29 protein-coding genes are annotated in these 26,710 nt (G+C 48.0%); 1 reads left to right on the top strand and 28 read right to left on the bottom strand.

Annotated elements, in window-relative coordinates:
• Nucleotides 1-267: 267 nt before the first annotated feature.
• The 17 genes from mfd to metG form a co-directional block, all read right to left on the bottom strand.
• On the bottom strand, nucleotides 268-3,804 hold the full coding sequence (mfd, locus tag ACXAJH_RS19440; protein ID WP_474970204.1) for a transcription-repair coupling factor: 3,537 nt from the start codon (nucleotides 3,802-3,804) through the stop codon (nucleotides 268-270).
• Between the two features lie 50 nt (nucleotides 3,805-3,854).
• On the bottom strand, nucleotides 3,855-4,085 hold the full coding sequence (locus tag ACXAJH_RS19435) for an anti-sigma-F factor Fin family protein (RefSeq protein ID WP_027953479.1): 231 nt from the start codon (nucleotides 4,083-4,085) through the stop codon (nucleotides 3,855-3,857).
• An 81-nt stretch (nucleotides 4,086-4,166) separates the two neighbouring features.
• Complete coding sequence (gene pth, locus ACXAJH_RS19430; protein WP_474970203.1) at nucleotides 4,167-4,730, bottom strand: aminoacyl-tRNA hydrolase; 564 nt, start codon at nucleotides 4,728-4,730, stop codon at nucleotides 4,167-4,169.
• A gap of 173 nt (nucleotides 4,731-4,903) precedes the next feature.
• Nucleotides 4,904-5,560: a 50S ribosomal protein L25/general stress protein Ctc gene (locus ACXAJH_RS19425; RefSeq protein ID WP_474970202.1), complete on the bottom strand. Its 657-nt coding sequence runs from the start codon at nucleotides 5,558-5,560 to the stop codon at nucleotides 4,904-4,906.
• A 79-nt stretch (nucleotides 5,561-5,639) separates the two neighbouring features.
• Nucleotides 5,640-6,593, bottom strand: a complete 954-nt coding sequence (locus ACXAJH_RS19420; RefSeq protein ID WP_206936280.1) for a ribose-phosphate diphosphokinase — start codon at nucleotides 6,591-6,593, stop codon at nucleotides 5,640-5,642.
• 15 nt (nucleotides 6,594-6,608) lie between these two features.
• On the bottom strand, nucleotides 6,609-7,988 hold the full coding sequence (glmU, locus tag ACXAJH_RS19415) for a bifunctional UDP-N-acetylglucosamine diphosphorylase/glucosamine-1-phosphate N-acetyltransferase GlmU (protein WP_474970617.1): 1,380 nt from the start codon (nucleotides 7,986-7,988) through the stop codon (nucleotides 6,609-6,611).
• Nucleotides 7,989-8,134: 146 nt separating this feature from the next.
• Nucleotides 8,135-8,434: a septation regulator SpoVG gene (gene spoVG / locus ACXAJH_RS19410; RefSeq protein WP_027953484.1), complete on the bottom strand. Its 300-nt coding sequence runs from the start codon at nucleotides 8,432-8,434 to the stop codon at nucleotides 8,135-8,137.
• Between the two features lie 175 nt (nucleotides 8,435-8,609).
• Complete coding sequence (gene purR, locus ACXAJH_RS19405; RefSeq protein ID WP_027953485.1) at nucleotides 8,610-9,428, bottom strand: pur operon repressor; 819 nt, start codon at nucleotides 9,426-9,428, stop codon at nucleotides 8,610-8,612.
• A gap of 61 nt (nucleotides 9,429-9,489) precedes the next feature.
• Nucleotides 9,490-10,356, bottom strand: a complete 867-nt coding sequence (ispE, locus tag ACXAJH_RS19400; RefSeq protein WP_474970199.1) for a 4-(cytidine 5'-diphospho)-2-C-methyl-D-erythritol kinase — start codon at nucleotides 10,354-10,356, stop codon at nucleotides 9,490-9,492.
• Between the two features lie 126 nt (nucleotides 10,357-10,482).
• Nucleotides 10,483-10,662 carry a small, acid-soluble spore protein, alpha/beta type gene (locus tag ACXAJH_RS19395; protein WP_474970198.1) on the bottom strand — a complete coding sequence of 60 codons (180 nt, stop codon included), beginning with the start codon at nucleotides 10,660-10,662 and terminating at the stop codon, nucleotides 10,483-10,485.
• A gap of 182 nt (nucleotides 10,663-10,844) precedes the next feature.
• Nucleotides 10,845-11,105, bottom strand: coding sequence for a biofilm formation stimulator Veg (gene veg, locus ACXAJH_RS19390; protein ID WP_027953488.1), 261 nt, complete (start codon nucleotides 11,103-11,105; stop codon nucleotides 10,845-10,847).
• Nucleotides 11,106-11,381: 276 nt separating this feature from the next.
• The gene (gene yabG / locus ACXAJH_RS19385) at nucleotides 11,382-12,254 is read right to left on the bottom strand and encodes a sporulation peptidase YabG (RefSeq protein ID WP_027953489.1); all 873 of its coding nucleotides are present in this window, start codon (nucleotides 12,252-12,254) and stop codon (nucleotides 11,382-11,384) included.
• A 60-nt stretch (nucleotides 12,255-12,314) separates the two neighbouring features.
• Complete coding sequence (gene rsmA, locus ACXAJH_RS19380; RefSeq protein ID WP_474970197.1) at nucleotides 12,315-13,184, bottom strand: 16S rRNA (adenine(1518)-N(6)/adenine(1519)-N(6))-dimethyltransferase RsmA; 870 nt, start codon at nucleotides 13,182-13,184, stop codon at nucleotides 12,315-12,317.
• On the bottom strand, nucleotides 13,174-13,737 hold the full coding sequence (gene rnmV / locus ACXAJH_RS19375; protein ID WP_474994944.1) for a ribonuclease M5: 564 nt from the start codon (nucleotides 13,735-13,737) through the stop codon (nucleotides 13,174-13,176). The genes rsmA and rnmV overlap by 11 nt, the downstream gene beginning before the upstream one ends.
• A gap of 97 nt (nucleotides 13,738-13,834) precedes the next feature.
• The gene (locus tag ACXAJH_RS19370) at nucleotides 13,835-15,127 is read right to left on the bottom strand and encodes a ubiquitin-like domain-containing protein (protein ID WP_474990715.1); all 1,293 of its coding nucleotides are present in this window, start codon (nucleotides 15,125-15,127) and stop codon (nucleotides 13,835-13,837) included.
• 210 nt (nucleotides 15,128-15,337) lie between these two features.
• Nucleotides 15,338-16,111: a TatD family hydrolase gene (locus ACXAJH_RS19365; RefSeq protein WP_474970194.1), complete on the bottom strand. Its 774-nt coding sequence runs from the start codon at nucleotides 16,109-16,111 to the stop codon at nucleotides 15,338-15,340.
• A gap of 72 nt (nucleotides 16,112-16,183) precedes the next feature.
• The gene (gene metG, locus ACXAJH_RS19360) at nucleotides 16,184-18,139 is read right to left on the bottom strand and encodes a methionine--tRNA ligase (RefSeq protein ID WP_474970193.1); all 1,956 of its coding nucleotides are present in this window, start codon (nucleotides 18,137-18,139) and stop codon (nucleotides 16,184-16,186) included.
• Nucleotides 18,140-18,552: 413 nt separating this feature from the next.
• Here metG and ACXAJH_RS19355 point away from each other — a divergent pair, with 413 nt between their 5' ends.
• A complete protein-coding gene (locus ACXAJH_RS19355; RefSeq protein ID WP_027953495.1) occupies nucleotides 18,553-18,828 on the top strand; it encodes an AbrB/MazE/SpoVT family DNA-binding domain-containing protein in 276 nt (91 codons plus the stop codon).
• Nucleotides 18,829-18,952: 124 nt separating this feature from the next.
• Here ACXAJH_RS19355 and rsmI read toward each other — a convergent pair whose 3' ends face one another.
• The 11 genes from rsmI to ACXAJH_RS19300 all read right to left on the bottom strand — a co-directional run bounded on the left by rsmI (nucleotide 18,953) and on the right by ACXAJH_RS19300 (nucleotide 26,495).
• Complete coding sequence (gene rsmI, locus ACXAJH_RS19350) at nucleotides 18,953-19,831, bottom strand: 16S rRNA (cytidine(1402)-2'-O)-methyltransferase (protein WP_474970192.1); 879 nt, start codon at nucleotides 19,829-19,831, stop codon at nucleotides 18,953-18,955.
• Nucleotides 19,809-20,093: a GIY-YIG nuclease family protein gene (locus ACXAJH_RS19345; protein WP_474970191.1), complete on the bottom strand. Its 285-nt coding sequence runs from the start codon at nucleotides 20,091-20,093 to the stop codon at nucleotides 19,809-19,811. The genes rsmI and ACXAJH_RS19345 overlap by 23 nt, the downstream gene beginning before the upstream one ends.
• Nucleotides 20,083-20,826: a tRNA1(Val) (adenine(37)-N6)-methyltransferase gene (locus ACXAJH_RS19340; RefSeq protein WP_474970190.1), complete on the bottom strand. Its 744-nt coding sequence runs from the start codon at nucleotides 20,824-20,826 to the stop codon at nucleotides 20,083-20,085. Before ACXAJH_RS19340 ends, ACXAJH_RS19345 begins: the two co-directional genes overlap by 11 nt.
• Nucleotides 20,827-20,900: 74 nt before the next feature.
• The gene (gene yabA / locus ACXAJH_RS19335; protein WP_474970189.1) at nucleotides 20,901-21,251 is read right to left on the bottom strand and encodes a DNA replication initiation control protein YabA; all 351 of its coding nucleotides are present in this window, start codon (nucleotides 21,249-21,251) and stop codon (nucleotides 20,901-20,903) included.
• A gap of 16 nt (nucleotides 21,252-21,267) precedes the next feature.
• The gene (locus tag ACXAJH_RS19330; protein ID WP_027953500.1) at nucleotides 21,268-22,095 is read right to left on the bottom strand and encodes a PSP1 domain-containing protein; all 828 of its coding nucleotides are present in this window, start codon (nucleotides 22,093-22,095) and stop codon (nucleotides 21,268-21,270) included.
• A gap of 7 nt (nucleotides 22,096-22,102) precedes the next feature.
• Complete coding sequence (holB, locus tag ACXAJH_RS19325; RefSeq protein ID WP_474970188.1) at nucleotides 22,103-23,089, bottom strand: DNA polymerase III subunit delta'; 987 nt, start codon at nucleotides 23,087-23,089, stop codon at nucleotides 22,103-22,105.
• A 13-nt stretch (nucleotides 23,090-23,102) separates the two neighbouring features.
• Complete coding sequence (locus ACXAJH_RS19320) at nucleotides 23,103-23,543, bottom strand: YaaR family protein (protein ID WP_474970187.1); 441 nt, start codon at nucleotides 23,541-23,543, stop codon at nucleotides 23,103-23,105.
• 9 nt (nucleotides 23,544-23,552) lie between these two features.
• A complete protein-coding gene (locus tag ACXAJH_RS19315) occupies nucleotides 23,553-23,882 on the bottom strand; it encodes a cyclic-di-AMP receptor (protein WP_474970186.1) in 330 nt (109 codons plus the stop codon).
• 55 nt (nucleotides 23,883-23,937) lie between these two features.
• Nucleotides 23,938-24,567, bottom strand: a complete 630-nt coding sequence (gene tmk / locus ACXAJH_RS19310) for a dTMP kinase (protein ID WP_474994943.1) — start codon at nucleotides 24,565-24,567, stop codon at nucleotides 23,938-23,940.
• 2 nt (nucleotides 24,568-24,569) lie between these two features.
• Nucleotides 24,570-25,985 (bottom strand): aminotransferase class I/II-fold pyridoxal phosphate-dependent enzyme, encoded by a 1,416-nt coding sequence (locus tag ACXAJH_RS19305; RefSeq protein ID WP_474994942.1) that lies wholly within the window; start codon nucleotides 25,983-25,985, stop codon nucleotides 24,570-24,572.
• A 327-nt stretch (nucleotides 25,986-26,312) separates the two neighbouring features.
• Complete coding sequence (locus ACXAJH_RS19300) at nucleotides 26,313-26,495, bottom strand: sigma factor G inhibitor Gin (protein WP_474970183.1); 183 nt, start codon at nucleotides 26,493-26,495, stop codon at nucleotides 26,313-26,315.
• Between the last annotated feature and the right edge of the window lie 215 nt (nucleotides 26,496-26,710).

Genomic DNA, 26,710 nt, shown 5'->3' with positions numbered 1-26,710 from the left:
AGAACAAGCGGGTGATTAACGATAGTATGGGTCAGCAATAAAAACCTATACACCCTTGGTCTGGTTTTTTTCATAAATAATGTAAACCTATCCTCAAGCAGGATAGAACCCCTCTGTTTTTCAACTTGGCAGGAGTCAGCTTCAAACATGGACGCTCGTCCGCGGATAAGGAATGATCGATACATCTGGAGGCATGAAAAAAGCCTGGAGAAAAACACGGGGTTTCTCTCCAGGCCGGATCACCCTGCAGCCACAGGGTGATTATTATCAGGCTGTTGTCGTTTCTCTCATCATCTCCGGGAGACGGCCGATGAATTCTTCCACAAGCCTGTAGCGGTCGAATTCCTGTTTGCGGTCCCACGTGAAGGTCACCTTCAGCTGGCTGTCCTCGGTGCCGAGCTGAACCATCCTTCCATAAGAGTTGGCAAAGTCGAACAATTTGGAACCATCGATGTCACGGCTCTGTTCCGCTTCCATCACCATTTCGATTTTCTTCTTCTTCTCTGCGACGGATTCAATCCTGGCCCGCTTCGCCTGCAGCTTGATGCTGGAGACGCGGAAGAGATTTTCCACTTCTCCCGGGTAGTCCCCGAACCTGTCGATCAGTTCATCCCTGAGATCCTGAATATCCTCGACAGACTCCACCGCCTGGAACAATTTGTACATGTCGATTTTCTGTTTTTCATCAGCGATGTAATCATCCGGAATATAGGCATCCACGCTCAAGTCAAGCTCCGGCTGGAAAGGCTGGACTTCTTCCGGCTTTTTGCCTTGACGCTTCGCCTCGATCGCATCTTTCAGCATTTGGGAATACATATCAAACCCGACCGAATCGATATACCCGTGCTGCTGGGAGCCGAGCAGGTTACCGGCTCCACGGATGGACAAGTCACGCATGGCAATCTTGAACCCGGATCCAAGCTCGGTGAATTCCTTGATCGCCTGGAGCCTTTTCTCCGCTACTTCTGTGAGCACTTTGTCCTTCTGATACGTAAAGTACGCGTAGGCTACACGGTTGGAACGTCCGACACGTCCACGCAGCTGATACAGCTGGCTGAGACCCATCCGGTCCGCATCATAGACAATCAAGGTGTTCACGTTTGGAATGTCCACCCCTGTTTCAATGATTGTCGTACTGACAAGCACGTCGGACTCTCCGCCGAGGAAGGAGAACATAACGTTCTCAAGCTCAGTTTCATTCATCTGCCCATGAGCAAAGCTCACCCGTGCTTCCGGGACAAGTTCAGCAATCTCCTGCGCCATCCGTTCAATATTCTCCACCCGGTTGAACAGGAAGAACACCTGACCGTCCCTTGCCATCTCCCGTTCCACTGCTTCCCTCAGGAAGATCGGGTTGTATTCCAGTACGTACGTCTGGATCGGGAATCGGTTGGCCGGCGGCGTTTCAATTACGGACAAATCACGAACGCCGAGCATCGACATGTGCAGGGTTCGTGGGATCGGCGTCGCTGTAAGGGTCAAAACGTCGACATTGTTCTTCAACTGTTTGATTTTCTCTTTATGCTTCACTCCGAAACGCTGCTCTTCATCCACAATTAAGAGACCAAGGTCCTTGAACTCGACGTCCTTGGAAAGAACCCGGTGGGTACCGACGACGACGTCAACCAGTCCTTTTCTCAACCGGTCTGTCGTCTCCTTCTGCTGCTTTTTCGTACGGAAGCGGCTCATAAGGCCTACATTGACTCCGAAGCCCTGAAAGCGCTCCTGAAGCGTCTCATAATGCTGCTGCGCAAGAATCGTCGTCGGAACGAGCAGAGCCACCTGTTTGCCTTCTGCAATCGCTTTGAAGGCGGCGCGGATCGCCACTTCGGTTTTCCCGTAGCCGACGTCCCCGCAGAGCAGCCGGTCCATCGGACGGATCTGTTCCATGTCTGCCTTGATCTCTTCGATACAGCGGAGCTGATCCTCGGTTTCCTCATACGGGAAAGCTGCTTCAAATTCACGCTGCATTTCGCCGTCTTCCTGAAAGGCATGCCCTTTGGATGCTTCACGCTCGGCATACAGTTCGATCAAGTCATCAGCAATATCTTCAACAGAGGACTGCACACGGCTTTTGACTTTTTTCCATTCACTGCCGCCCAGTTTATACACTTTCGGTTCCTTGCCTTCAGAACCGACATATTTCTGGATCATATCGATCTGATCGATCGGGACATACAGTTTGTCATTCCCCGAATAATTCACCATCAGGAAGTCCTTATGACTTCCTCCCATTTTCAGCGTTTCAATTCCGAGGTACTTCCCGATCCCGTGACTGGCGTGCACAATATAATCGCCGACTTTAAGCTCCTGATAGTTTTTGATCCGTTCGGCGTTGGACATTTTCTGTCTGCGTTTCGGCTTGGCCGTCCGCTTTTTGAACAATTCCTTTTCTGTCAGGACGGCCACCTTGTGCATCGGCCATTCAAAACCGCTGCTGATGTTGCCGATGACAATCGTCGGTTTCACAAGTGGGAGTTCCGGTTCCCCTTTAGCAGGAACAGCTTCAATGTCATAATCCGCCAGGACTCCCTGGATCTTCTCCTGACGGTTCTCATCCGGTGCGAGAATCACGACAGAGTAATCCTGCTTCTCCCAGCGGTCCATCTCATTTTTCAATAAATTCATCTGGCCGTGGAACTGCTGCATCTGCCGACTGGAAATATTGACGATGTTCTGAGGCTGGGTATTGGCAATATGACGCATAAAAACAGATAAATAAAGACGGGGGTGCTCCATTTTATTCCACGTATCCTGCCAGTCAAAGGATAAGTGAAGATCGCGGACCGACTGATTCGCCTCGAGCATGCTCTGCAGCCATTCACCCTCTTCCTGATCAAGACGGTGGGCGGTTTCCTGGATCCGGCTCATCTCATCTAAAACGATAAGTCCGTCCTTAGACAAGTAGTCTAGTAGACTGACAGGCTCCTCATAGAACATTTCAATGTATTTATACATTTCCTGGAATCGTTCGTGGTGTTTCAGACGCTCCAGATCATGATCAATGACCCGGCTCAGCGTCTCCTTGGATTCGGTCTTCGTCAGCTTCTTCAATGAATGAGCCAGCGCGTTTTCCAGACGATGGTGGGCTCTTGTAAAGTCCTCGGACGTTAACAGCAGTTCTGTTGCCGGGCCGATGGTGACAGCCTCCACCTTTTGATGGGAGCGCTGGGTTTCTGAATCAAAGGTACGAATAGAATCCACCTCTGTATCAAACAATTCGATCCGGTACGGAAACTCTGCCGTTAACGGATACACATCCAGAATTCCCCCACGAAGCGAGAACTCCCCCGGGGTCGCCACCATTTCCGTACGCTCATACCCCATGCTGATAAACCGTTCCAGGTAATCCTCCAGGTTGATTTCTTCCCCAACACGAAAAGGGAGCAGGTTACGCTCCCAATAGGATTGCGGCGGCATCATACGTTTCAAAGCAGCTACAGGTGCGATCAATACACCTTTTTCCTGATTCAGCCACTGGCTGAGCGCTTCGATCCTCTGACTGCGGAGTTCAGGACTCGCCACAGCGATTTCCGATGCAATCAGTTCATTGACTGGATACAGATGAACCTGATCAGGATCTGCAAGCTCCTGCATGTCGTCATACAGCTGCTGTGCTTGTATCAGTTGATGGGTGACAAGAATAACCGGACGATCCAGGGATTGCTGAAGAAGAGAAATCATCAGGCTCCTGGAGGCTCCGGAAAGACCGGCCACCATTTGTTCTTTCATTCCGGATTGAAAGCCTTCAATCACGGACTGTACATCTTCCTTTGGATGTAAATAATCCTTTATCCCTTGCATAACGAATTCCTCCACCACCTTTTCCCCCAGCAGAAGCTGGGGGTCGGGATTTACTGAATAAAATGGTCCAGTTCATGGTAATGTGGATGTTCGTCCAATGATTCTTTACACGAGTCACAGATCGTCCGTATATTCATACCGCCATCAGCGGTCATATGAACCATCTGTTCCTGATCCTGATCATTCAACAGATCAAACCCTAGTTGAGAAACATCCACGTGTGCTGCATCTAATTCTCCAACCTGATTCTCACAATGACGGCAGAAGTATCGTATTTTCATGTCCATCCTCCTTGAAGGGGTGATGGTAGATAGTGTTACCGTCCTTGTGGTCCGTTATACGAACTCAGAAGTAAACAGGTGTCATTTCATATTGTACGTATTCATCACTTCGTCAAAGGTCTGACCGACCCATGCCTCGCACGCCTTCACAGCGTAATCGATACTGTCTTCAACGTGAGGGACCTCTTCTTTTGTGAACGTTCCGAGAACATGATCGATGACGGTTTTGGAGCCTTCCGGACGTCCTACGCCGACACGAAGCCGTTTGAACTCCTTCGTTCCGAGATGGTCGATGATACTGCGGATGCCGTTGTGACCTCCGTGGCCGCCTTTTTTGCGCAGGCGGATTTTGCCAGGGGGAAGATCAAGGTCATCGTAGACGACAAGGATATCCTCCACATCCAGATTATAATAATCCATCAGCGGTCTCAGCGACTCTCCTGACAAATTCATATAAGTCTGTGGCTTCAGAAGCACCACTTTTTCGCCATCCATACGCTCCATTGTATATAAGCCATTGAATTTCTTTTGACTGAATGACCAGTTGTTGCGTTCCGCCCATTCATCAAGCACCATAAACCCGGCATTGTGACGGGTCCGGTCATACTTCTTTCCCGGGTTGCCGAGACCAACAATACATTTCATAATGAACTCCCTTTTTCTCTATTACCATCTATTATAGCAAAGCTGAATCAAAAATAATGTCAAAACACGCTGGAAAGGCCGATGTATTCCTACCATCCCCTTTTCCATCGTTCCTAAACACAGAAAAGGGGCGGGCCTCTATGGCCGCGCCCCTTGATCCATGGGATCCTGTTTTACTGTTTCGCTTCATCCGTTCCAGCTTTTTCGTCCTCGAATTTCTCTTCGGACGCTTCTGGATCTGCATCAACATCCAATGGTTCCGGTTCTTCCTCCGGCATTTCTTCCGGTGGTGTTACGGAAACAATGGTCGTATTGTCATCTTCTGTAATTTCATAATTACGGGAAGATTTCAGATCACTTACCATCACGCTGTCACCGATGTTCAATTCAGAGATATCCACGACGATTTCTTCCGGAATATCCGCAGGTTTTGCACGAACGGCAAGGTCATAAAGCGGCTGCTGAACGACACCGCCCTCTTTGCTGCCGGCGGCTTCTCCTTCCAGACGAACCGGTACTTCCACATCCATCTCCTGGGACATGTTCACGACATAAAAGTCGGCATGGATCAATTCATCTTTCAAAGGATCCACCTGATAGTCATGCAGCATCACATCAACTGTATCTTTACCTTCGATATTCAGGGAAATGATTGCGTTCTTCCCTTCATCACGAACAGTTTTAAGTAACTCTATGCTGTTAACAGCAACCGTGATCGGTTCTTTGTCATTTCCGTAAACAACACTTGGGATACTTCCCTCCTGGCGCAGTTCACGCGTGACGGATTGTTTGAGATTTTGTCTTTGTTTCGCTTTCAACGTAATAGCCAAAATAATCAACCTCCATTAATTTACCAATCATTAATAAAAGTTTCCCATTAAAACAAAGAGCTAAACGTATTTTCGTAAATTAATCGAATAGTATGCTGATGGACTGGCGTTCATGAACACGGATGATCGCTTCACTGATCAAGCCGGCTACGGAAAGTTCCGTAATCTTATCGCTCGCTTTTTCTTCGCCGAGCGGGATGGTATTGGTCACGACCAATTCTTTAATTTTAGAGTTCTCAATCCGGTCAATCGCAGGTCCGGATAGGACAGGGTGCGTACAGCACGCGTAAACCTCTGTCGCTCCGTTTTCCACGAGCGCATTGGCAGCGAGGGTAATGGTCCCCGCTGTATCGATGATGTCATCGATCAGAATGGCCGTCTTTCCTTCGATGTTTCCGACAATGTTCATCACTTCCGCGACGTTCGGTCTTGGACGGCGTTTATCGATAATCGCAATCGGAGCCTTCAGACGGTCGGCCATTTTACGGGCACGGGTTACACCACCGTGGTCCGGGGATACGATGACGACATCATCAAAATTCTTCTCTTCAAAGTAATCAGAAAGAATAGGGACTCCGACAAGGTGATCGATCGGCAGGTTGAAGAACCCTTGGATCTGCGGTGCGTGCAGATCCAGCATCAGGACACGGGAAGCTCCGGCTGTTTCAAGCAGATCGGCAATCAATTTGGCCGTAATCGGTTCACGGGCACGGGCCTTACGATCCTGACGGGCATAACCGTAGTAAGGCATAACGACATTGATAGTACGGGCAGATGCACGCTTCAGAGCATCGATCATAATCAACAGTTCCATGATGTGCTGGTTGACAGGCTCGCAGGTCGATTGGACGATATAGACATCGCAGCCGCGGATACTTTCTTCGATATTGATTTGAATCTCTCCGTCACTGAAGCTTGTAACTGTACATTTCCCAAGTTCCACTCCAATGTTGTCCGCTATTTCCTTCGCAAGGCCCGGGTTCGAGTTAAGCGAGAATACTTTCAGTTTTGAATCTTTATATCCAGTTGGCATGGATGTTACCCTCCGTTAATCTTTTTTGATCGATTTCATTTTATTAGCATAGCCTTCTTTGTTCGTCTGTCTTGAACGGGCAATAGACAGTGCCTCTGACGGGACGTCCTGATTGATGGTGGATCCGGCCGCCACGTAGGATCCACGGCCGACCGTCACCGGTGCAATCAGATTGGAGTTGCATCCGATGAAGGCATCATCTTCGATTGTCGTCAAATGCTTGTTCTGACCATCGTAGTTGACAGTAATTGTACCGCAGCCGATGTTCACACCGCTTCCCACTTCTGCATCTCCGATGTAGCTGAGGTGGGAGGCTTTGCTTCCATCTCCGAAGGAGGCTTTTTTCACTTCAACAAAATTACCTACTTTTACATCATTGCCGAGATCAGACTGCGGGCGGATATGGGCGAACGGCCCGATCTGCACACGGTTTCCAATCCGGCTGTCCGAAGCCGCACTCTGCTTGATCGTCGTTTCCGCTCCGACATGACAGCTGCTGATTGTCGTATGAGGACCGACGACAGCATCATTTTCAATCGTTGTCGTTCCTTCAATGACGGTCCCCGGATAAATCGTGACATCCTGTCCGATGGTGACATCCGGACCGATATACGTTTGATCCGGATCGATCAAGCTGACACCATTTCTCATATGTTTCTCGTTAATGCGTGCTTTCATTAATTTTTCTGCTTTTGCCAGAGCTACACGGTCGTTGACTCCGAGTGATTCAGAGAATTCCGGTGTCTGATAGGCACTGATTGTTTCTCCGCGGTCTTTAAGAATTTCAACCACATCCGGAAGGTAATACTCTCCCTGGACGTTGTCATTGGAAACATTTTTCAGTGCGTCAAAAAGCAGAGCATTATCAAAGCAGTACGTTCCTGTATTGATTTCCTGAATCGCCTGTTCATCTTCTGATGCATCCTTCTGCTCAACAATACGTTCCACCTGGCCGTTTCCGCCACGGATGACCCGTCCATATCCATGAGGGTCATCCGCGTGAGCCGTTAAAATGGTGGCTTTTGCGTTCTGCGCTTCGTGATGATCGAGAAGTTTCTGAAGGGTTTCAGCTGTCAATAGAGGCGTATCACCACAGACGACAACAGTCGTTCCTTCTTTATCAGCAAGGATGTCATCGGCCTGTTGAACGGCGTGGCCTGTGCCCAGCTGTTCTTTCTGGACGACATAATGACTGTCCGAACCAAGCTGTTCCTGAACTTTTTCCGCTCCAAATCCTACTACTGTAATCAATTCACTTAGATCTAATGTATTCAACTGGTCGACGACATGCTGAACCATCGGTTTCCCACATACAGGGTGCAGAACCTTGTACAGTTTCGATTTCATACGTGTCCCTTGTCCAGCTGCCAGTACGACGGCATATCGATTCGTCATGAAAGAACCTCCATCCTAATTATCCACTTTGAATCATATCTTAATCCAAGGGTATTTTCAACAATATAGGACAATGCATGAAGGTTTTACCAGAACAGAAAAAAGAGCCTAACCACATCGGTTAGACTCTTGTTGTTTCCTAAGTATCAGGAGGCCCCGGCTTCTTCGAATTCCACCTCTGCTCCTTCCTCTTCACCAGCCTGGTGATAGGCTTCAAGTACAGCGTCCTGGATCTTTCCACGTGTACCTGAATTGATCGGGTGTGCAATATCACGGAACTCTCCATCCGGAGTCCGTTTGCTCGGCATCGCCACAAACAATCCGTTGTTGCCATCAATCACCCGTATGTCATGGACAACAAATTCCTGGTCCAAGGTAATAGAAGCAATTGCTCGCATTCTTCCATCGGTATTCACGCGTCGCAGTCTTACGTCAGTTACTTCCATTAATTTCACCACCTTTTTTATCCAAAAGAACTTATGTAACACAAATTCCACAAAACGGGAAAAATTCCTGCCTGTTTTCTAAAAAATTTTTATATTCGATGAACTCCAGACTACCCGACGGTTTTCCGGCCATGAAAAAAGCCCTCATACGAAAGAATGAGAGCTTTGGAAAAGGTTAGATATTTTCAAGCAGATTGCCCGGACGGACTTCGATGGTTGAACGGCGGTCGTCCGCATTGACGATCTGGACGAGGGATAAATATTCTTCCACCACCCGGTCCTCCTCTTCATCTTCCGCTTCTGCGAGGACGCCGATGCCGGCAAGTTCTGCGTTGAATTCTTTTAACAGGTTCCGCATGCCGTTGATGGTTCCGCCCGCTTTCATAAAGTCATCGATGATGCAGACTCTGGATCCTTCCTGGAGAGAACGCTTCGTCAGCACCATGGTCTGGATTTTACGGGTGGAGCCTGATACATAGTTGATGCTCACGGTGGAACCTTCTGATATTTTAGGATCACGGCGGGCAATGACGACTGGGACGTTCAAATACGAAGCGACGGCATAGGCTAAAGGAATCCCTTTGGTTGCCACCGTCATGACGACGTCAACGCCTTTATCACGGAAGGCGGAGGCGAACATCCGGCCGATATTCCTCGTCGTCTCCGGGTCCCCGAGTATATCACTCATAAACAAATACCCTCCGGGAAGCAGACGTTCCGGATCCTCCAGACGATCACAGAGCTGATTCACGAACGTGCGGCTGTAATCTTCAGAGAATACAGGAATGTACTTCACTCCTCCGGCGGCACCGGATATCGTTTCCAAATACCCGATCCCCTCATGCTGGAACATTTTATTAATGATGCCAAGGTCTTCACTGATGGAAGACTTGGCCGCTCCGTACTTTTCTGAGAAATAGGGGAGGGAAATCAACGTTCTCGGCTGGTCCAGGATAAAATGCGTCATCGCAACGAGCCTTTCACTTCTTTTCATAGTAAGGACACCTCAAAATCCGAATATTTTAGTTAAATATAACAAATATGTACGGAATTTATCAAGTGGTTTCCCGGTAACCAAGCATCCTTACCATATAAACCTCCGTACAGAACCCTTTCAGGCTGTTGTAAATCCGCTGGGCACGGGCATCCTGATCGACAAGACAGAACACGGTCGGTCCGCTTCCGCTCATGAGCACAGCGTCCGCTCCTGCCTGCTTCATCTGCTCCTTGATCTGGCCGACTTCCTGATGAAGACCGAGAGTGACACCTTCCAGTGTATTGCCGACATGAGAGCAGATCCCGTCGTAATCTCCAACCTTCAGTGACTCAACCATCGCCGTGGTATCAGGATGAAGCGCCCCTTTAAGATCCAGGTTCTGATAAACCGTCTGGGTCGATACGCCGATAGTCGGCTTCGAAAGGACGACCCAGCATGGCGGCGGAGCCGGCAGTGATTGAATTTTTTCACCACGACCGGTCGCAAGTGCTGTTCCTCCGTAAACACAGAACGACACGTCCGAACCGATTTCAGCACCAAGGACGGCCAGTTCATCCATAGACAGGCCGAGTCCCCACATCCGGTTCACTCCGCGCAGGACAGCCGCTGCGTCACTGCTTCCCCCGGCAAGACCAGCCGCAACGGGAATGTTTTTTTCAATATGAATATGCACACCTTTTTTTACACGGAAACGATCCTGGATCAGCTTTGCCGCCCGGTAGGCAAGGTTTCGTTCATCATTCGGAACAAAGCGGCTTTCAGATTCCACTCTTACGACAGGTTCACGTAGAAGCGTCAGCTGGATACGATCCGCTAAATCAACGGTCGTCATCACCATTTCAACTTCATGGAAGCCGTCCGGTCGTTTATGTAAAACATCTAAGGACAAATTTATCTTGGCAGGAGCTTTTTCTAAAATCTGCATATAAGCACCTCTTCTTCTGGATTATCTGAAAGCATTGTACCATATTTCGCACCTGGAAGAGGAAGAAGGACCTGTAAAACAGACAAACCTGTAAAACCCCTTGATGCCCGGCATCAAGGGGAACGTTCAGTTTTGGTTTTTCACCATTTGTTCTTCTGCCATTTGTATCGCCCGTTTGACCATGTTGCCGGCATCGCGCCCAGAGATGCCGCCCCAGCCATCTTTCTGTACCTTGTCGTAAAACCCAAGTTCCTTCGCGATCTCTTCTTTAAACGAATCGGACATCATGCTGCGCTTACGTCCCATCGTTCTCAGCTCCTTTCGCTTTCACTCAGCTACGACAACGTTAGTATGTGCCAAACCACTCACCGGAAAACCGGTAGTTCTATACAATACTGGCAGGAACTTCTACAATAAAGCCGCCTGCGGAAGGCTGACGAATGGCTTTCCGTCATGAAGGCAAAATAAAAAAGCAGCAAACGGAAGGTTCACTGCTCAAGGGCCAAAGTCTTAAGGTCATCAAAGGTCAGTTCGACTGTCTCTGTAAGTACATCTGCATAGCTGTATGATACACGTTCAAATGCATTTTCTTCCTGGTCAAGCTCGACAATGAAAACCGCAGGATAAGTTTCTGCTAAAACACCGGAACGCTCAATCGTCTTGCGGCGCCCGCCGTTTGCTTTCAAAGTTAGTCGTTTACCAATCTGTCCTTCTAGGGACTGCTTAATTTCACCTAACGTTTTAGCCACTGCACTCCACCTCACTGTTTATAAGAATACCACAGACTATGGACAAAGTCAAATAAAGTTATCAATTATACCAACTGATCGAAAACATTGCAACAGAATGATATAAATAATTACTCTTGGTTAGGTTATCCATAAGTAGGAAAAGTATGTAGTTTTTTGCGGCATTTCTGCGGGATTGAATCAGCAGGAATCCAGTGCCGGATGATTCGAAACAAAGGATGACGACACGTCGGGCCATCCCAAAAGTGAATAGCCGTTGTTTGTTGGAAACAACGGCTATAATTCTTCCTGGTTTTTCGTATAGGGGATGCCGATCCGAAGAAGTCCCTTCGTCTCTATTCCGCCAAGCCCATCCTGACCACTGATGGTGTTGCGGATAACCTCCCATATATTAATATGATCCTTGAACGACGTATATGCCACTCTGGCTGCTACATACACAGGGTCAATGGCGTGGATGTTCACCCGGGATGGTGAGCTCGCAAAATTGGCCCCGGCACGGATGATCGATTCAAAGTGCGACTGACAGGCTCCAGCAAATACGACCAGCTGATCGAAATTAGGGTAGCTGCGCCTGATGTTCCTCACCGCTTCGACAAAATACTTGGAATGGCGGTACGATTCCAGTTCCCTGACCGGACCTTTCGCTTTCGAATACGAGTCATGTCCCGTTAATACGACGATTTCCGGATGAACTTTTTCTATTAAAGGCAGGACTTGGTGAGGCATTTCCTTCTCATGGAGATACTGTCCGTGTACCTGCAGGCCAAGCTGTTCATATAAGGCAATGCATTTTTTTAAAAACAACGGGTCCCCATCAATATGGAGGATACGCGGCGGGATTTGAAAATAGCTCGTTTCTTCATCGGTTCCGTATCCACTTCCTGCATCCGCTTCCCGCTGTTCCCTTAACAGCCGGTAATCCTGTCTGAATAAGCGGTAGGAAAAGGCTTCCTGTTCCTCTACACGGCTTTTTCTACGGTGGTACTCCGCGCCTGTGACTTCTTCCACATCATCCAGCGGGGCGTCCGCCTCGAGACGGATATGTTCACCCATCAACTGGACGACGGAAGAGGATTTCTCTTTCACACGGAAAATTACATCGTGCTGATAAGACTTCCTCGTAACGAGGTCTCCATTTGATATCATTTCTTCCCCACCTTACTCTAAGCACTACATTAGTGTATGTGAAAAGATGGGCTTTGTGTCTTACTTATACAACTCATTCGCAAGAGCTGCAAACTCTTCCATCGACAAGGATTCTCCGCGGCGGGAAGGATCAATGCCGGCTTCATCCAGGCGGGTCCGCAGTTCACTCTTATCCATGCGGCCCTTGAAATGACGGGCCAGGTTATTCATCAACGTTTTCCTGCGCTGCCCGAAAGTGGCTTTGACCACATCAAAGAAAAAGTCTTCATCTTCCACCTGGACCGGAGGCTGATCACGCATCTCCAGGTGCAGGACAGAAGAATCCACGTTCGGCTGCGGCATAAAGACGGTCTTAGGAACAGTCAGGGCTACGGCCGCTGTTGTATAGTACTGGACAGCAATCGACAACGATCCATAACTCTTCGTGTTCGGTTCGGCGGCCATACGGTCGGCCACTTCCTTTTGGATCATGACGGTTATGCTGTCAATCGGCAGATGACTCATCAACAGCTTCATCAGAATAGGCGTCGTAATGTAATAAGGAAGATTGGCGACAACCCTGACCGGCTGTCCTTCCTTGAACTGTTCCTGAATGACCTGTTCTACATCGGCTTGAAGAATATCCTGATTGATGACATGCACATTATCATATGGACTCAGTGTATCTTCCAAGATCGGAAGCAGACGCTGATCAATTTCAAAGGCTACGACACGATCGGCATGACGGGCCAATTGTTCTGTAAGCGCTCCGATTCCCGGACCGATTTCAATGGCTCCTGCCTCTTCATGAATACCAGCCTCTTCAATAATATTCTTCAGGATATTTACGTCGATAAGAAAGTTCTGGCCGAGGCTTTTCTTAAACGAAAATCCATACTTCCCGAGTATTTCCTTTGTACGTGATGGTGTCGCAACCGCTTTACTGTTCATAGCTTTCCTCCTGATTGATTCTATCTATACTTTCAGCAAGCTGCCGGCGGGTGATATGAAACATATTCAACCGGCGGAGCAGCTGCTTTCCATTGGTTTTGCCTATGTTTAAGTCCATGCCTATCTTTTCTCTTAAGTCAGCAGAATGCGGGCCTCCGATCAAACCAAGGTCGATCAGATCCTGCTTTGAAATTTCCCCTGCCTTCTCATCCATCAGCTCATAGACAGCGCTTAAAGCTGTTTGAATGTCCGTAATGGAAGCATGCTCTATTCCGATCCCTTTATCCTGCCTCGCTCTGGCCTGATGCTTCGGAAGGAAGGCGTGCTTGCAGTCCGGAATCTTCTGCGCAATGATATGACGGATCCGCTCTCCCGGATAATCGGGGTCCGTAAAAATAATGGTACCCCGCTTCTCCTGCGCGTGCTTGATACGTGTCAGCACCTCTTCATCAATAGCCGAGCCGTTCGTTTCAATGGTATCTGCATCCACGGCCCGTTTAATTTTGGCCGTGTCGTCTCTTCCTTCAACGACAATGACCTCTTTAATTTTCAATGGTATATCCTCCCTGCACGTCCGTTTATAAACCTCTCCCTAGCATACCATGAGTCTATACACGGAAAAAAGCAGAGGAAAGGTTCCTCTGCTGTCTTCACTCATCCAGTATTTTCACTTGTACCGTTTTTGAACCAAAGTTGTAAGCTTCGCTCTTGGAAGAGACATGAAGATCAATCCGTTTCCCATTGATTGCTCCACCCGTATCTCCTGCAATGGCAGTTCCATAGCCTTCCACCCAGACACGGCTGCCCAGCGGAATGACGTCCGGATCGACAGCTACGACTTTTTTCTCAGGGTTTTCATTCAAGTCGATTCCCGTTGCTGTTACGCCCGAGCATCCGGCACACTCTGCCGTGTACGCTGTAGCGTGCATCCGCATCGTTTGACTCGATTCTTTTTCACGGCTTGTTTCCGGACTGCTTTTTGAAACGTTGGCAGATGTCTGCACAACTTCGCGGGAAGAGTCTGTGTCTTTTTCAGCATCTGAAGTGGAGGCTGCCAACACAGGCTGTGGTGTGGGTTCATCCACTTTTGTACCAAGCGCTACGATTTCCCTTCGGCTTTCCTGATCGACCGTCTCTTCTACAAGCTCACGGCTGACCTCTTCGCCATTTTCAATCGTAACTTCATACTCCTTCGTCACAAGACCTTCCTGCCCGTCTTCCAGCACCTTGCGCTCCCCTTTCGGAAGGGAGTCGTCCTTTTTCACTTCAACCGAATAATCCGTTTCTTCTTCGACAATGTCGGTCACCTTTTCCACCCGCGTGATTTCCAGCGGTGTATCCGCAGATACCCATGCATCCGCATCAACGTTCAATTCATCCAGGTCATCGAGTTCAATTCCCTGTTCTTTCAATAATTCTTCCACAGTGGAAGGTGTCGTCCATATATGTTCCTCGTCTCCGCCATCATTCAACGTAACTTGAAAGGCTTCAGCGACCTCAATACTCATGCCATCAGCGAGATGCTCACTGGATTGGTGGGACAGCTGATCGTGTTCCTTGAATTCCAGATCATTCTCCTTGAAAAACTCTCCGACAGTAGCTGCCGTTGTATAATAGTCTTTCTTTTCCCCACCATCGATGGCCAGGTGAACCGATTTTGATGCTATGTATTCAACATCCATTCCGTATTCAACTGAATCAGATAATTTATGTGATAATTCATCATGCGATTGTATGGAAACGTCCAGATCAGACAATAATTCCTCTACCGTATCCGCATGAGTACGAATCAATTCTTTTTCTCCGTTCTGAGTCACCTGGACAGAAGCCTTGGTCGCTTCATAGGTAACGGTCACTAAAAAGGCGGATGCCAGGATAACAGATAATACAGCCCAGAAAGTCGTTTGACTGACAGCTTTTTTTACAATTTCTTTTCTATTCATCCTAAAGGCCCCCTCTCTTAAGCACGCGTTCCATTGTATTCAAGTGACAAAATGATGTCAACTAACTCCCCTTTAAATAAAATGGAGGAGTCAGATGACAATCACTGACTCCTCCATTATGCATTTATGCCCAGATGAATAACATAACAGGCATGTTACAATTCCCATACAATTCTCAAACAGCTGTAATATTATGACCAAAGTCCTCCATTACGAATGGGAAATACCAAAGAAGGACAAGGCATTCTCTGTCGTGACACGGCTGACCTCTTCATAAGAGATCCCCTTCAATTCAGCGACCTGTTCGGCTACAAGCTTTACGTAAGCCGGTTCGTTCCGTTTGCCTCGATTTGGATGAGGAGCTAGAAACGGACAGTCCGTCTCCACAAGCATATGCTTTAAATCAACGGCTTTGGCGACTTCTTTCGGAAGCTTGGCATTCTTAAATGTCACAGGTCCGCCCAGGGAGATCAGGAAATTCATATCGATACATTCCTGAGCAGTTTCCACAGGGCCGCTGTAACAGTGCATAATCCCACCGACTTCTGCTGCGTTCTCCTCTTTCAGGATCTGCACAATATCCTCCGTTGCCTCCCGGTTGTGAATGATGATCGGCATCTTGACTTTTTTCGCCAGCCTGATCTGCTTCCGGAAGACGTCCTTCTGCACATCAGCCGGTGATTTATCCCAGTGGTAGTCGAGTCCCATTTCGCCGAGAGCCACTACTTTCGGATGAGAAGTCAGCTCTTCAATCCAGGCCAGGTCTTCATCAGTCATATCGACCGCATCGACCGGGTGCCACCCCACAGCCGCATAGATATTCTCATCCGATTCCGCAATTTCCAGTGCCTTCGGAATCGTCTTTCTGTCAAAACCGACGACAGTCATATACGTCACACCAGCTTCGCGTGCCCTTTGGATCGTTTCCTCAAGGTCTTCTTCAAATTGATCGGCATTCAAATGAACGTGTGTATCAAAAAGCATCGTTGTCCCGCCTTTCTTTTTTCATTGGAAAAGGGAAAGCGCTGATTAGAGCTTTCCCTTTTTAGTCCTGTGTTATTTCACTTTTGTGCCATTGCTCAAGGTCTGATCGACAGAAGCTAGAGCAAGCTTTCCATTGTCTTCACCGGCAAGAATCATCCCCTGGGACAATTCACCGCGCAGTTTCACCGGCTTCAGGTTGGCAATACAGATCACTTTCTTACCAACGAGTTCCTCTGGTGAATAGTGCTCGGCAATGCCTGAGACAACCTGACGCTGCTCAAAGCCAAGATCGAGCTGGATTTTCAGCAGTTTATCCGCTTTTTTCACTTTGTCGACTTTCAAAACTTCAGCTACGCGGAAGTCGAGTTTGGCGAAGTCCTCAATCGTCACTTCATCAGCAAGATCGGCTGGAGCTTCCTTTTTCTCTTCTTCCTTCGGAGCCGGCTGCTTCATCATATCTTTAATGATCTGCGTCTCTTCCTCTGCGTCAAGACGCGGGAAAATCGGCTCGTCTTTTTGAACAGTCGTTCCTGCTGGAATCAATCCGAACTCTGCAAGGCTTTCCCATGACTTGAAACGCTCTTCATTCAAGCCAAGCTGTTGGAAAATCCGGTCCGGTGTCTGCGTCAGGAATGGCTGCAGCATCACTGCGGTATGACGGAGGGCTTCGGCCAGGTGCGCCATGACATTTCCGAGACGCTCCCGTTTCGCTTCATCTTTCGCAAGCACCCATGGCTGCGTTTCATCAATGTACTTGTTCGTACGGCTGATGAACTTCCACAACGTGGAAAGCGCAACGGAGAACTCCATATTTTCCAACGACTCTTCGACGCCGTCAAGCGTTTCACGGGCAAGACTTTCCAGGCTTTCATCAAAGGTATCCTCAGCCAGTGTAAGCGCCGGGATCTGTCCATCAAAGTATTTGCTGATCATGGCCACTGTACGGTTCAACAGGTTGCCAAGATCATTGGCCAGGTCATAATTGGTCCGCTCTACGAACGCTTCCGGAGTGAAGACGCCATCAGATCCGAACGGTACTTCGCGAAGCAGATAGTAACGCAGGGCGTCAAGACCATAGCGGTCACTGAGCTGAACCGGGTCGACGACATTCCCTTTTGATTTGGACATCTTGCCGTCCTTCATCAAAATCCATCCGTGGGCGAACACTTTTTTCGGAAGCGGAAGATCCAGCGCCATCAGCATGATCGGCCAGTAAATCGTATGGAAACGGACAATTTCCTTCCCTACCAGCTGGACATCGGCCGGCCAGTATTTCTGATAGCGTGTATCATCATCCGTACCATAACCGAGGGCTGTAATGTAGTTACTCAAGGCATCAATCCACACGTAAATGACGTGTTTTTCATTACCCGGCACGCCGATTCCCCAATCGAAGGTCGTCCGGGAAACCGCCAGATCTTCAAGTCCTGGTTTAATGAAGTTGTTGATCATTTCATTCTTCCGGCTTTCCGGCTGAATGAACGTTGGATTCTTCTCATAAAAGTCAAGAAGCTGATCCACGTAGTTGCTCATTTTGAAGAAGTAGGACTCCTCTTTAACTTTCTCCACTTCACCGCCGCAGTCCGGGCAGTGCCCTTCATCAAGCTGGCGTTCTGTGAAGAAGGACTCGCACGATGTACAGTACCATCCTTCATATTCGTCGAGGTAGATATCCCCTTTTTTCATTAAATAGTCGAAAATTTTCTCCACGACCACTTTGTGGCGGTCCTGTGTCGTACGGATAAAATCATCATACGTAATATCCAGCTTATCCCACAGCTGCTTGATTCCGCTGACGATATCGTCGACGTACTCCTGTGGCGAAACCCCTTTTTCCTCGGCTTTCCGCTGAATCTTCTGTCCGTGCTCATCCGTCCCTGTCAGGTACATCACATCGTACCCCCGCAGGCGCTTATAACGGGCCATCGCATCGCCGGCCACCGTTGTATAGGCATGTCCAATATGCAGATTACCACTCGGGTAATAGATTGGTGTTGTAATATAGAACGTATTCTTTTCCTCTGGCATCCTGTTCCCTCCTCAAAAAATCATCCTAACGCCATGAAAGGTCATGGTATCATTCTATCGATTTATTTCTTTTATTTCCATTCCTAACATTAAAATATACCGAAAGTTGTGTAAAACTGTCAAAAGAAGCACACATTAGTGCTTCACATCTGTAAATACCGTGGTAAAATAGGACATATATAACCGAAGTGGATAAACTATCCATTTTTGGAACCGATATAAATGGAGAAGAGGAAATCAGGCCTGCGGAAATCACTCCTCTCCCCCATTTTATATACCTCACCTCGTATAGGGATATGGAAATCTCTGCACCTTTTTTAGTAATTGACACGTCTGGGAATGGTTGGTACTATTATGTCGAGACATATGTCGAAACATGACGATCAAACTTTTGATTGAGGGGAGATAGAAAAATGAAATCTACAGGTATTGTACGTAAGGTGGACGAGCTTGGTCGCGTTGTGATTCCGATCGAACTTCGCCGCACACTGGGGATCAATGAAAAAGACGCATTAGAAATTTACGTGGACGATGACCGCATCGTTCTCAAGAAGTATAAGCCGAATATGACTTGTCATATTACTGGTGAAGTTTCAGACGACAACATGAAACTGGCCAACGGCAACCTTGTTCTAAGTAAAGAAGGCGCTCAAATGCTTCTTAACGAACTTCAAGACAACCTTAAATAAAAAAAGAGATAAACAAAAGACGACGACAATCACTGGTTAGCGAATAGAGAGATAATCAGTCTGACATATGCTCCAAAACAAATCCCTTACTGGACAGGCCTGACAGTAAGGGATTTTCTTATATCTATTCATCCTGGATGACGTGATAAGCCTGATAAACATCCCGTTTTGGAAGTTCTCTGTCCAGGGCGGTCTGTTTAATCGCCTGCTTGCTTTTCATCTGTTCTTTCTCGATGTAGTGGTCCACATGGTCAATCAGGGAAATCCCCGCCCACCATGCCTCCTCCTGCTTTTCCTCTTCTGAAGAGCCTTCTATAATGATGCAGAATTCCCCACGCAGGTCCTCGTCCTCAGCCCACTGGGCGAGTTCAGGAAGGGTCCCGCGTACATATTCTTCAAAACGCTTGGACAATTCCCGCACGAGCGATGCTCTTCTTGCTCCGAACTCCTCATTCATATGCGCGAGCATTTCCTTCAGACGATGAGGAGATTCATAAAAGATCAACGTCGCTCCATAAGGTTTCAGACGTCCCAATACAGCTGCCCTGTCTTTCTTTTTACGTGGCAGAAAGCCACAAAAGTAAAATTCATCCGTCGGTAAACCGGACCCGGCCAAGGCTGGGAGGGCGGCATTCGCCCCTGGAAGAACAACGACTGGAACGTCCTCCTCCACCGCTTCAGCCACAAGATCTGTACCCGGGTCTGAAATCCCCGGCATCCCCGCATCGCTGACAAGAGCAATGGTCTGCCCTGCCTGCAGCTGTTCGACCAGCTGAGATCCCTTGGTGTATTTGTTATGCTCATGATAGCTGACCAACGATGTGTGAATATCGAAATGATTCAGCAGCTTTCTTGTATTCCGGGTATCTTCTGCCGCAATCATATCAGCACCCTTTAAGGTGGATACAGCCCGGTACGTCATATCCTCCAGATTCCCGATTGGTGTAGGTACAATATAAAGGGTACCTGTTGGATGTTCATTAAAGCTCTTTTGAATTTTCACCAGCTTCCTCCTTCCGCTGTTCAATCCATATTTCTTTTTTCGTTCTGGCCATCCGCTTTAAACGGTATTCCTCCTGGAGGGCTTCTCTTTTATGATCATAACACTGCCACGCTTCCAGTACGAGCGGTCCCCGGCCCCTGGTATATTTAGCTCCTTTTCCTTCCCGATGCTTCTGCAGACGGAGCTCGAGGTTATTCGTATACCCGGTATAAAGGCTCCCGTCCCCACAACGAAGCATATAGACATAATGACTACCGTCCATTTAGAATATCCTTCAGTTCATCGGTGTAACCGCCATCTTCCTGAAGCGCATAGAATGGCGGAAGGATTTTCAATCCAGGACGACCGTCCCGCACCCCTTCAATCAAAAGGATGTTCGCTTCCTTCCCTGCTTTCGGGTAGACAAGCCGCATCCGCTTCGGCTCCAGCTTATGGGCTTTGAAACGTTGGATAATCTCCACAAGCCGGTCCGGCCGATGCACCATGGATACTTTCCCACCGGATTTTGCAAGCCGGCTGCATGCAGATACTACATCCTCAAGAGTACAGTGAATCTCATGGCGGGCGACAGCCAGGTATTCATTCAAGTTATGTTCCTCTGTTTTGGGTGTTGGAAAATAAGGAGGATTGCAGGTGACCAGATCGAACTTGTTATTACCGTAATAGGCCGGCATCTCCTTCAAATCCCCATGGATCATCTGAAGCTGATCACCGAGTTCATTCAATTCAACATTCCGAACCGCCATATCATGCAGACGCTCCTGGATTTCCACTCCAGTTATGGGTACGGAAGAGCGTGTGGATAGAAACAACGGAATGACCCCGTTTCCCGTACACAAGTCGAGAATCTTTCCTCTTGTTTTCGGTACGTACGTAAAGTCGGCAAGCAGAACAGCATCGAGCGAAAAGGCAAAAGCGCTCGGGCTTTGGATAATCCTCCGTTCTTCCTTGGCTAATAAATCATCGATTCGTTCATCATCTTTCAATTGTACCATCCGTCTGTTTCCTTTCTTTCCGATATAAAGAGAGCCCTTCCTCGAACGAGCAAGGAAAGGGCCTGGACCTGGATTTATTTCTTTTTATTCAAAAATGATAGGCAGAACAAGCAATCCTCGTCTCTCGGGCTGCCGAAATGCAGATTACAAATATGAAAGCCTTCTTCATAGAGTCTGGCCAGATTATCATAGCCTTCTCCGACGACCGTGCCTTTGTCCTGTTTCGACGAGGGTGAGGAAGGGGTCTCCTGTTTCTCATTTTCCTTTTCCAACCGCTGCCGCAGATGATGATTCTCAAGCGATAAATGCTGGTTCTCTTCCAATAGATAGGCCAGCTGCTTTTTCAGATCTCCAAGCTGTTCATACAACTCGCCGATCTGGCTTTCGAAATGGGATACTTGTTCAAAAATGGCTTTCTTATTCACGGTCGACTTCACCCTTTTATTCTGAGGCTTCGGTTTGAAGGACGCCTTCATCAATCAGTTCCTGAAGGGAATACTCCAATACACGTTCCTTCTCGCGGAATTCAACCTGAACCATGCGTTCAAGCATGTTGAGACCGACCACTCTGCCTTTCCCATAAGAAGTTGATATATTCTCACCGAGATCCGGAAGCTCTTTTTTCGCATTTTCATAATCATCATTTTCGTACTTCAGACAGCACATCAAGCGGCCGCAGAGGCCTGAAATTTTGGCTGGGTTGAGCGACAGATTCTGGTCTTTGGCCATTTTAATAGATACAGGCTCGAAATCCCCGAGGAACGTAGAACAGCAGAGCATTCTTCCGCAGGGACCGATGCCGCCGAGCATCTTGGCTTCGTCACGGACACCGATCTGTCTAAGCTCGATTCTCGTTTTGAAAACAGACGCGAGATCCTTGACGAGTGTCCGGAAATCGACGCGTCCATCGGCAGTAAAATAAAAGATCACTTTATTGCGATCAAATGTATATTCAACATCGACAAGATTCATGTCCAATTTATGTTCACGGATTTTTTTCACACAAACCTGGTAGGCTTTTTGAGCATTGTCTTTGTTTTCATCCACGGTGAGTTTATCCTTGTCATCCGCCATGCGGATCACTTTCTTAAGAGGTAACACCACATCTTCTTCATCTATGGATTTATTAGCAATGACAACTTTTCCGAATTCAATCCCGCGGACCGTTTCCACAATGACGTAGTCTTCCGTCGTCATACGCAGTCCACCTGGATCAAAGTAGTAGACCTTACCGGCTTGTTTAAATCGGACACCTACAACTTCGATCATACGATCATCACCTCTGTAGTTGAAGGGTAAGTTGTTCCATCACTAAATTAGGATGGACATTTTGATTTATCTTTCGTTTTGCCTCAAGAATGCTGGAAAGACCTCTGGCTGCCGACTGTCGTGACCATCTCATGACCGACTGGTTCAATTTCTCTTTCTCTGAAATGAAAACGATCGAATCTTCCCGGTCCAAAAGTTGATGGATCATATCCTGAAACCAGAGTATGAGCACGTCAAGACCGCGCTGCAGCTGGGTGCGTTCCTTAAAGTGAGGCATCCATTGATGGTTGATAAACAAAAGTCCTTCATTTGGTTTGTTTTGAAGCACTTCAATTAATTGTATCACTATTTTTCTAGCATTCGCAAACCACTCATCCTCATTCATCTCCAGTGCTTCCGTCATGTTATTCGTCAAAGCCGCAAGCAGGCGGGCGTTTGAGTTGGAAACGCCTTCTTCAATTAATTTTTTCTCCATGATATGCGCCTGGAGCGGTTGAAAAGCCAGCAGCTGGCATCTGGATCGGATAGTATCCAGAATCGTGGCGCCGTTTTCCGTTAACAGCATCGCGGTTGTCTGCCGGCTCGGCTCCTCGAGGAACTTCAACAGGCGGTTCGCCGCGTTGACGGTCATTTTTTCTGCATCCACAATGATATAGACTTTACGGTTGGACTCCAGTCCTGTGTATGTGAATTCCTTTTGCAGATGAAGGATCTGGTCTTTTTTAATAGACTGTCCATCCGGTTCTATCCAGTGCAGATCGGGGTGGTTCCCCGAATCGATACGGTGGCAGTCGCGGCAGTTCTGACACGGTTCCGCCCCGTCTTTATTTTTACAGAAAATACTTTTCGCAAATAGTAAACTCATTTCTTTTTTTCCAGTGCCGCGATCTCCCTGAAATAGATAGGCGTGGGAGATGCGGTCTTTCTTGAAGCTGTTGACCAGCATCTGAGCCGCTAACGGCTGTAATTGTTTCATATCCTGCCACGTCTGCATGTACATACCGTCCTTATGTGTAAAGATTAATCAGCAGACCTTTCATTTCACCCATCAATCCAAGCAGGTCGACCGAACGCTTCTCCTGATCCATCACCATTTCCGTAAGTTCCAGAAGCTGCTCATCAATGGTTTCAATGAGCGTAAGCCTGCGCGTCTGTCCATGAGGACTCCATTGCTGGGACTGCTTGAGGTTTGTGCCGTACTGCACGGATTCTTTAATGAAATCCTTGATGAGACGTTTATATTTAGCAAGATCCCTGAAGGAACGGGAGCGCGCAACGCGTTCCCCCTGGGCCGTAATCGTCTCCACAAGCCGGTCCAGCTGATTCTGCTGCAGCTGCTGAGTCTGGGTCTGGATGATCGTACCGAACGTCCGGTTTCCCTGAGGTATCTTTCCTGTGTTTTTAACAGGGCCTTCCACATTTGCTCTTATATCCTGATTGATTTTCATAAGAGCCTCTTAAAAATGGAAAAAGGAATCGACAGGTAAGATGAACACCGTCGCTCCTCCGACTTCCACCTTCACAGGTTTCGGAATGTACGAGTCGGCATTCCCCCCCATTGGAGAAATCGGTGCCACCATCTGTTCGCGCTGGCTGCAATTTTCCCTGATGATATCGAGGGCACGATCGACGTGATCATCTTCACAGCCGATCATGAATGTCGTATTTCCTTCCCTGAGAAAACCACCGGTGGTCGAAAGTTTAGTTGTTTTAAAGTCATTTTTGGATAACGCATCATTTAAACGGCTGCTGTCCTTATCCTGGACGACCGCAATAATCATTTTCATGAGAACAGCCCTCCTGTTTGGGTGTTTTCTCCTATTATAACAAATCGCGGAAGGATTATGAGGGTAAGGACGCACGTAGAATTCTTGAGGCGTCCTTTTTCACTTCGTCGAACGACCGGCCGGCATCAATGATTTGAATACGGTCTTTACTGCGTGCGGCAAGTTCCTCATAAGCCTCGTGGACTTTTTTGTGAAAAGCAAGATGTTCTAAATCGAGACGGTTCTGTTCCCGTCCTTTGTTCTGTGCAATCCTGTCGAGACCCTCATCCGGGTTTATATCAAACAGCAGAGTCAGGTCCGGCATGCAGTCTTCTATCGCAAACTCATTGATTTGATAGACCTCTTCCATACCAAGCCCCCGGGCAGCACCCTGGTAGGCCAGACTGGAATCGACGAAACGGTCACACAATACAATGCTCCCTTTCTCTAAAGCGGGTAAAACCTTTTCAACAAGGTGCTGCCTCCGGGCTGCTGCATACAACAGTGCCTCTGTCCGTGCATCCATTTCTGTATGGTCCGGATTCAGGATGACTTCTCTAATTTTTTCTGCAATACGGATTCCACCCGGTTCCCTAGTTTCCATGACCGGGTATCCCTCACTCCGAAGTTCAGCGGCGATTTCTTTCAGCATGGATGACTTTCCAGCCCCATCGCCGCCTTCAAATGTTACAAACAATCCCTTCACAATCATTCTCCTTTAAACACTCGCACCCCTGTTGCCATATCTAAGTTCTGAAAACGTGCGCCCTTCTCCACCAAAGAGTGGACGGCCTGGATATGTGTACTGGAAAGGCGTTCCCCTTTGAGTATCAAAGGGATTCCGGGTGGATAAGGGATGATGGCTTCGGCGGCTGCCTGTCCTTCCGCTTCGTTCCAGTCCATAAGAACGACCGGTTTGTCCCTCATCTCCCAATAACTCCATTCCAATGTTTGAATAGGTGGAAACGATATTTGATCTTGCTTTATTGTAGCATGGTTTTCCGTCTTTTTTAATTTGTTATCGACGAAAGCCAGTTGTTTCTTTAAGTTAGCCAAGGAAAAATAAGGCTCCAGCCCTAACACGAGCAGCACCTGGTCCGTTGAAGCCATCTCGGGGACCAGTCCCTGCTTTTCCAATACATCAGCTACAGCAAAGCCTGTGTTCGTCTCAGGCTCAAGAATGATCTTCATTGTATCGTCCCAAGGAGTGATGGGAAGAACACGCCAATGCTCCGGATAACCTTCAAATACTGCCCGCACATCCTTAATGAAAGAAACAAGCGTTTTCCGATCCTCTGTAGACCACTGCTGTAAGTAATCCCTTGCCAGATCAAGACTCGCCATCAATGGATAGGAAGGACTGCTTGATTGAAGCATCTGCAGGTAGTGGCGCAGACGGGCTGAAGAGACGCGGCACCCCTTTATATGCAGGTAAGAAGCCATCGTCATCGCCGGGGCCATTTTATGGGCCGACTGGACGACGGCGTCGGCCCCCGCTTTTAAGGCCGGCTCCGGGAATGGAGGTCCTAAATGAAAATGAACACCATGAGCTTCATCAATCAGCAGAGGAATATCCCGGCTGTGGACAACGGAAGCGATCTCTCTCAAAGGATACGTCCGGCCGAAATAATCGGGATAGGTTAAAAAAACAGCACGGCTGTCCGGATATTGGTCGAGCGCTTTTTGGATAGACGATGGTGTGACCCGGCTGTAGCGGCCCGTATCCTCCTCATATTCAGGGGCAATGAATACTGGTTTTGCTCCCGCCAGTTCTATACCATTCAGAACAGATTTATGACAGTTCCGCTGCACGATGATTTCATCACCCGGCCCGCAGACTGTTAAGAGGAGCGCCATATTTCCAACCGTCGTACCATTCACGAGGAAAAACGTCTCTTCACTTCCAAAAAAACGAGCCGCGTGGTCCTGCGCCTCGCGTATGACGCCCTCCGGAGCATGCAGATCGTCCAATCCACTGATTTCTGTCGCATCCAGTCCAAGAAAGCCGGTATCCTCTCCCTTATATATCTGCCCGTATTTATGACCTGGAACATGAAAAGAAATCGGTTCTTTCTCTCTATTTTTCTGCAGCGCCTCATAAAGAGGCGTCGATTTTAAATTCACGCGCACTCCATCCTTTCTTCTTCCTCCACACTACCGGAGATCGCCTCCTCAGGCAATCCACCGAAGATTTGCCGACCCCTGCAGGGTTTAAAGAGCAAGTCTGTCCTTTTACTCTATAAATTTGAAACAGAAAAAAAGAAGACCTTCTGTTTAACAGAAAATCTTCCTTTTCAAATGATCATTTGATAATGTTCCAAGCATCAGCGATGCCCGTCTGGTAAGTGAAGCCTTGGTATCCACCGGCCGCACGGCTTGAGAATCCGCGATCTTTTTCTACTGGTAAAGACAAACCACTTCAAGATCATTGTTGGTACAAGTCACCATACGTCAGGAGGGAATCATGGACTTCTGTGCCTCTGCCATTTTCTTCACAAAATGCACATACTTCGGATCATCCGCCGGTGTGTCTTTTATTTCTGATTCACAGGCTTCGCAGATATAAATTTTCAATAAATATAATCCCTGGTCGGTTTTCCTCTCACAAATGCTGCATCGATCTTTCCTACTCATCGCTATCCCCCTCTTTCCGTGCGATTTAAATGCTACAGCCTTAGTATGTCCAAAACTATGAATCTTATACTTTCAAGGTCTATGTACATGCAAAAAAAGATAGAAAAAAACCTCCAGGACAATCCTGAAGGTTTTGTGTGACGTGGCAGCGTCCTACTCTCACGGGGGTAAACCCGACTACCATCGGCGCTGAAGAGCTTAACTGCTGTGTTCGG

The sequence above is a fragment of the Halobacillus sp. ABD4_316 genome (assembly GCF_056161385.1).
The sequence above is the reverse complement of the archived record's forward strand: the minus strand, read 5'-3'. Positions and strand labels throughout refer to the sequence as shown.

Excerpts from the sequence above, each read along its gene's own strand:
- mfd (WP_474970204.1), bottom strand. The coding sequence starts at position 3,804 with ATGCAAGGGATAAAGGATTATTTACATCCAAAGGAAGATGTACAGTCC.
- ACXAJH_RS19435 (WP_027953479.1), bottom strand. The coding sequence starts at position 4,085 with ATGAAAATACGATACTTCTGCCGTCATTGTGAGAATCAGGTTGGAGAA.
- pth (WP_474970203.1), bottom strand. The coding sequence starts at position 4,730 with ATGAAATGTATTGTTGGTCTCGGCAACCCGGGAAAGAAGTATGACCGG.
- ACXAJH_RS19420 (WP_206936280.1), bottom strand. The coding sequence starts at position 6,593 with ATGCCAACTGGATATAAAGATTCAAAACTGAAAGTATTCTCGCTTAAC.
- glmU (WP_474970617.1), bottom strand. The coding sequence starts at position 7,988 with ATGACGAATCGATATGCCGTCGTACTGGCAGCTGGACAAGGGACACGT.
- spoVG (WP_027953484.1), bottom strand. The coding sequence starts at position 8,434 with ATGGAAGTAACTGACGTAAGACTGCGACGCGTGAATACCGATGGAAGA.
- purR (WP_027953485.1), bottom strand. The coding sequence starts at position 9,428 with ATGAAAAGAAGTGAAAGGCTCGTTGCGATGACGCATTTTATCCTGGAC.
- ispE (WP_474970199.1), bottom strand. The coding sequence starts at position 10,356 with ATGCAGATTTTAGAAAAAGCTCCTGCCAAGATAAATTTGTCCTTAGAT.
- ACXAJH_RS19395 (WP_474970198.1), bottom strand. The coding sequence starts at position 10,662 with ATGGGACGTAAGCGCAGCATGATGTCCGATTCGTTTAAAGAAGAGATC.
- yabG (WP_027953489.1), bottom strand. The coding sequence starts at position 12,254 with ATGATATCAAATGGAGACCTCGTTACGAGGAAGTCTTATCAGCACGAT.
- rsmA (WP_474970197.1), bottom strand. The coding sequence starts at position 13,184 with ATGAACAGTAAAGCGGTTGCGACACCATCACGTACAAAGGAAATACTC.
- ACXAJH_RS19370 (WP_474990715.1), bottom strand. The coding sequence starts at position 15,127 with ATGAATAGAAAAGAAATTGTAAAAAAAGCTGTCAGTCAAACGACTTTC.
- ACXAJH_RS19365 (WP_474970194.1), bottom strand. The coding sequence starts at position 16,111 with ATGCTTTTTGATACACACGTTCATTTGAATGCCGATCAATTTGAAGAA.
- metG (WP_474970193.1), bottom strand. The coding sequence starts at position 18,139 with ATGCCAGAGGAAAAGAATACGTTCTATATTACAACACCAATCTATTAC.
- ACXAJH_RS19355 (WP_027953495.1), top strand. The coding sequence starts at position 18,553 with ATGAAATCTACAGGTATTGTACGTAAGGTGGACGAGCTTGGTCGCGTT.
- ACXAJH_RS19345 (WP_474970191.1), bottom strand. The coding sequence starts at position 20,093 with ATGGACGGTAGTCATTATGTCTATATGCTTCGTTGTGGGGACGGGAGC.
- ACXAJH_RS19340 (WP_474970190.1), bottom strand. The coding sequence starts at position 20,826 with ATGGTACAATTGAAAGATGATGAACGAATCGATGATTTATTAGCCAAG.
- ACXAJH_RS19330 (WP_027953500.1), bottom strand. The coding sequence starts at position 22,095 with ATGATCGAAGTTGTAGGTGTCCGATTTAAACAAGCCGGTAAGGTCTAC.
- holB (WP_474970188.1), bottom strand. The coding sequence starts at position 23,089 with ATGCAGACGTGGCAGGATATGAAACAATTACAGCCGTTAGCGGCTCAG.
- ACXAJH_RS19320 (WP_474970187.1), bottom strand. The coding sequence starts at position 23,543 with ATGAAAATCAATCAGGATATAAGAGCAAATGTGGAAGGCCCTGTTAAA.
- ACXAJH_RS19315 (WP_474970186.1), bottom strand. The coding sequence starts at position 23,882 with ATGAAAATGATTATTGCGGTCGTCCAGGATAAGGACAGCAGCCGTTTA.
- ACXAJH_RS19300 (WP_474970183.1), bottom strand. The coding sequence starts at position 26,495 with ATGAGTAGGAAAGATCGATGCAGCATTTGTGAGAGGAAAACCGACCAG.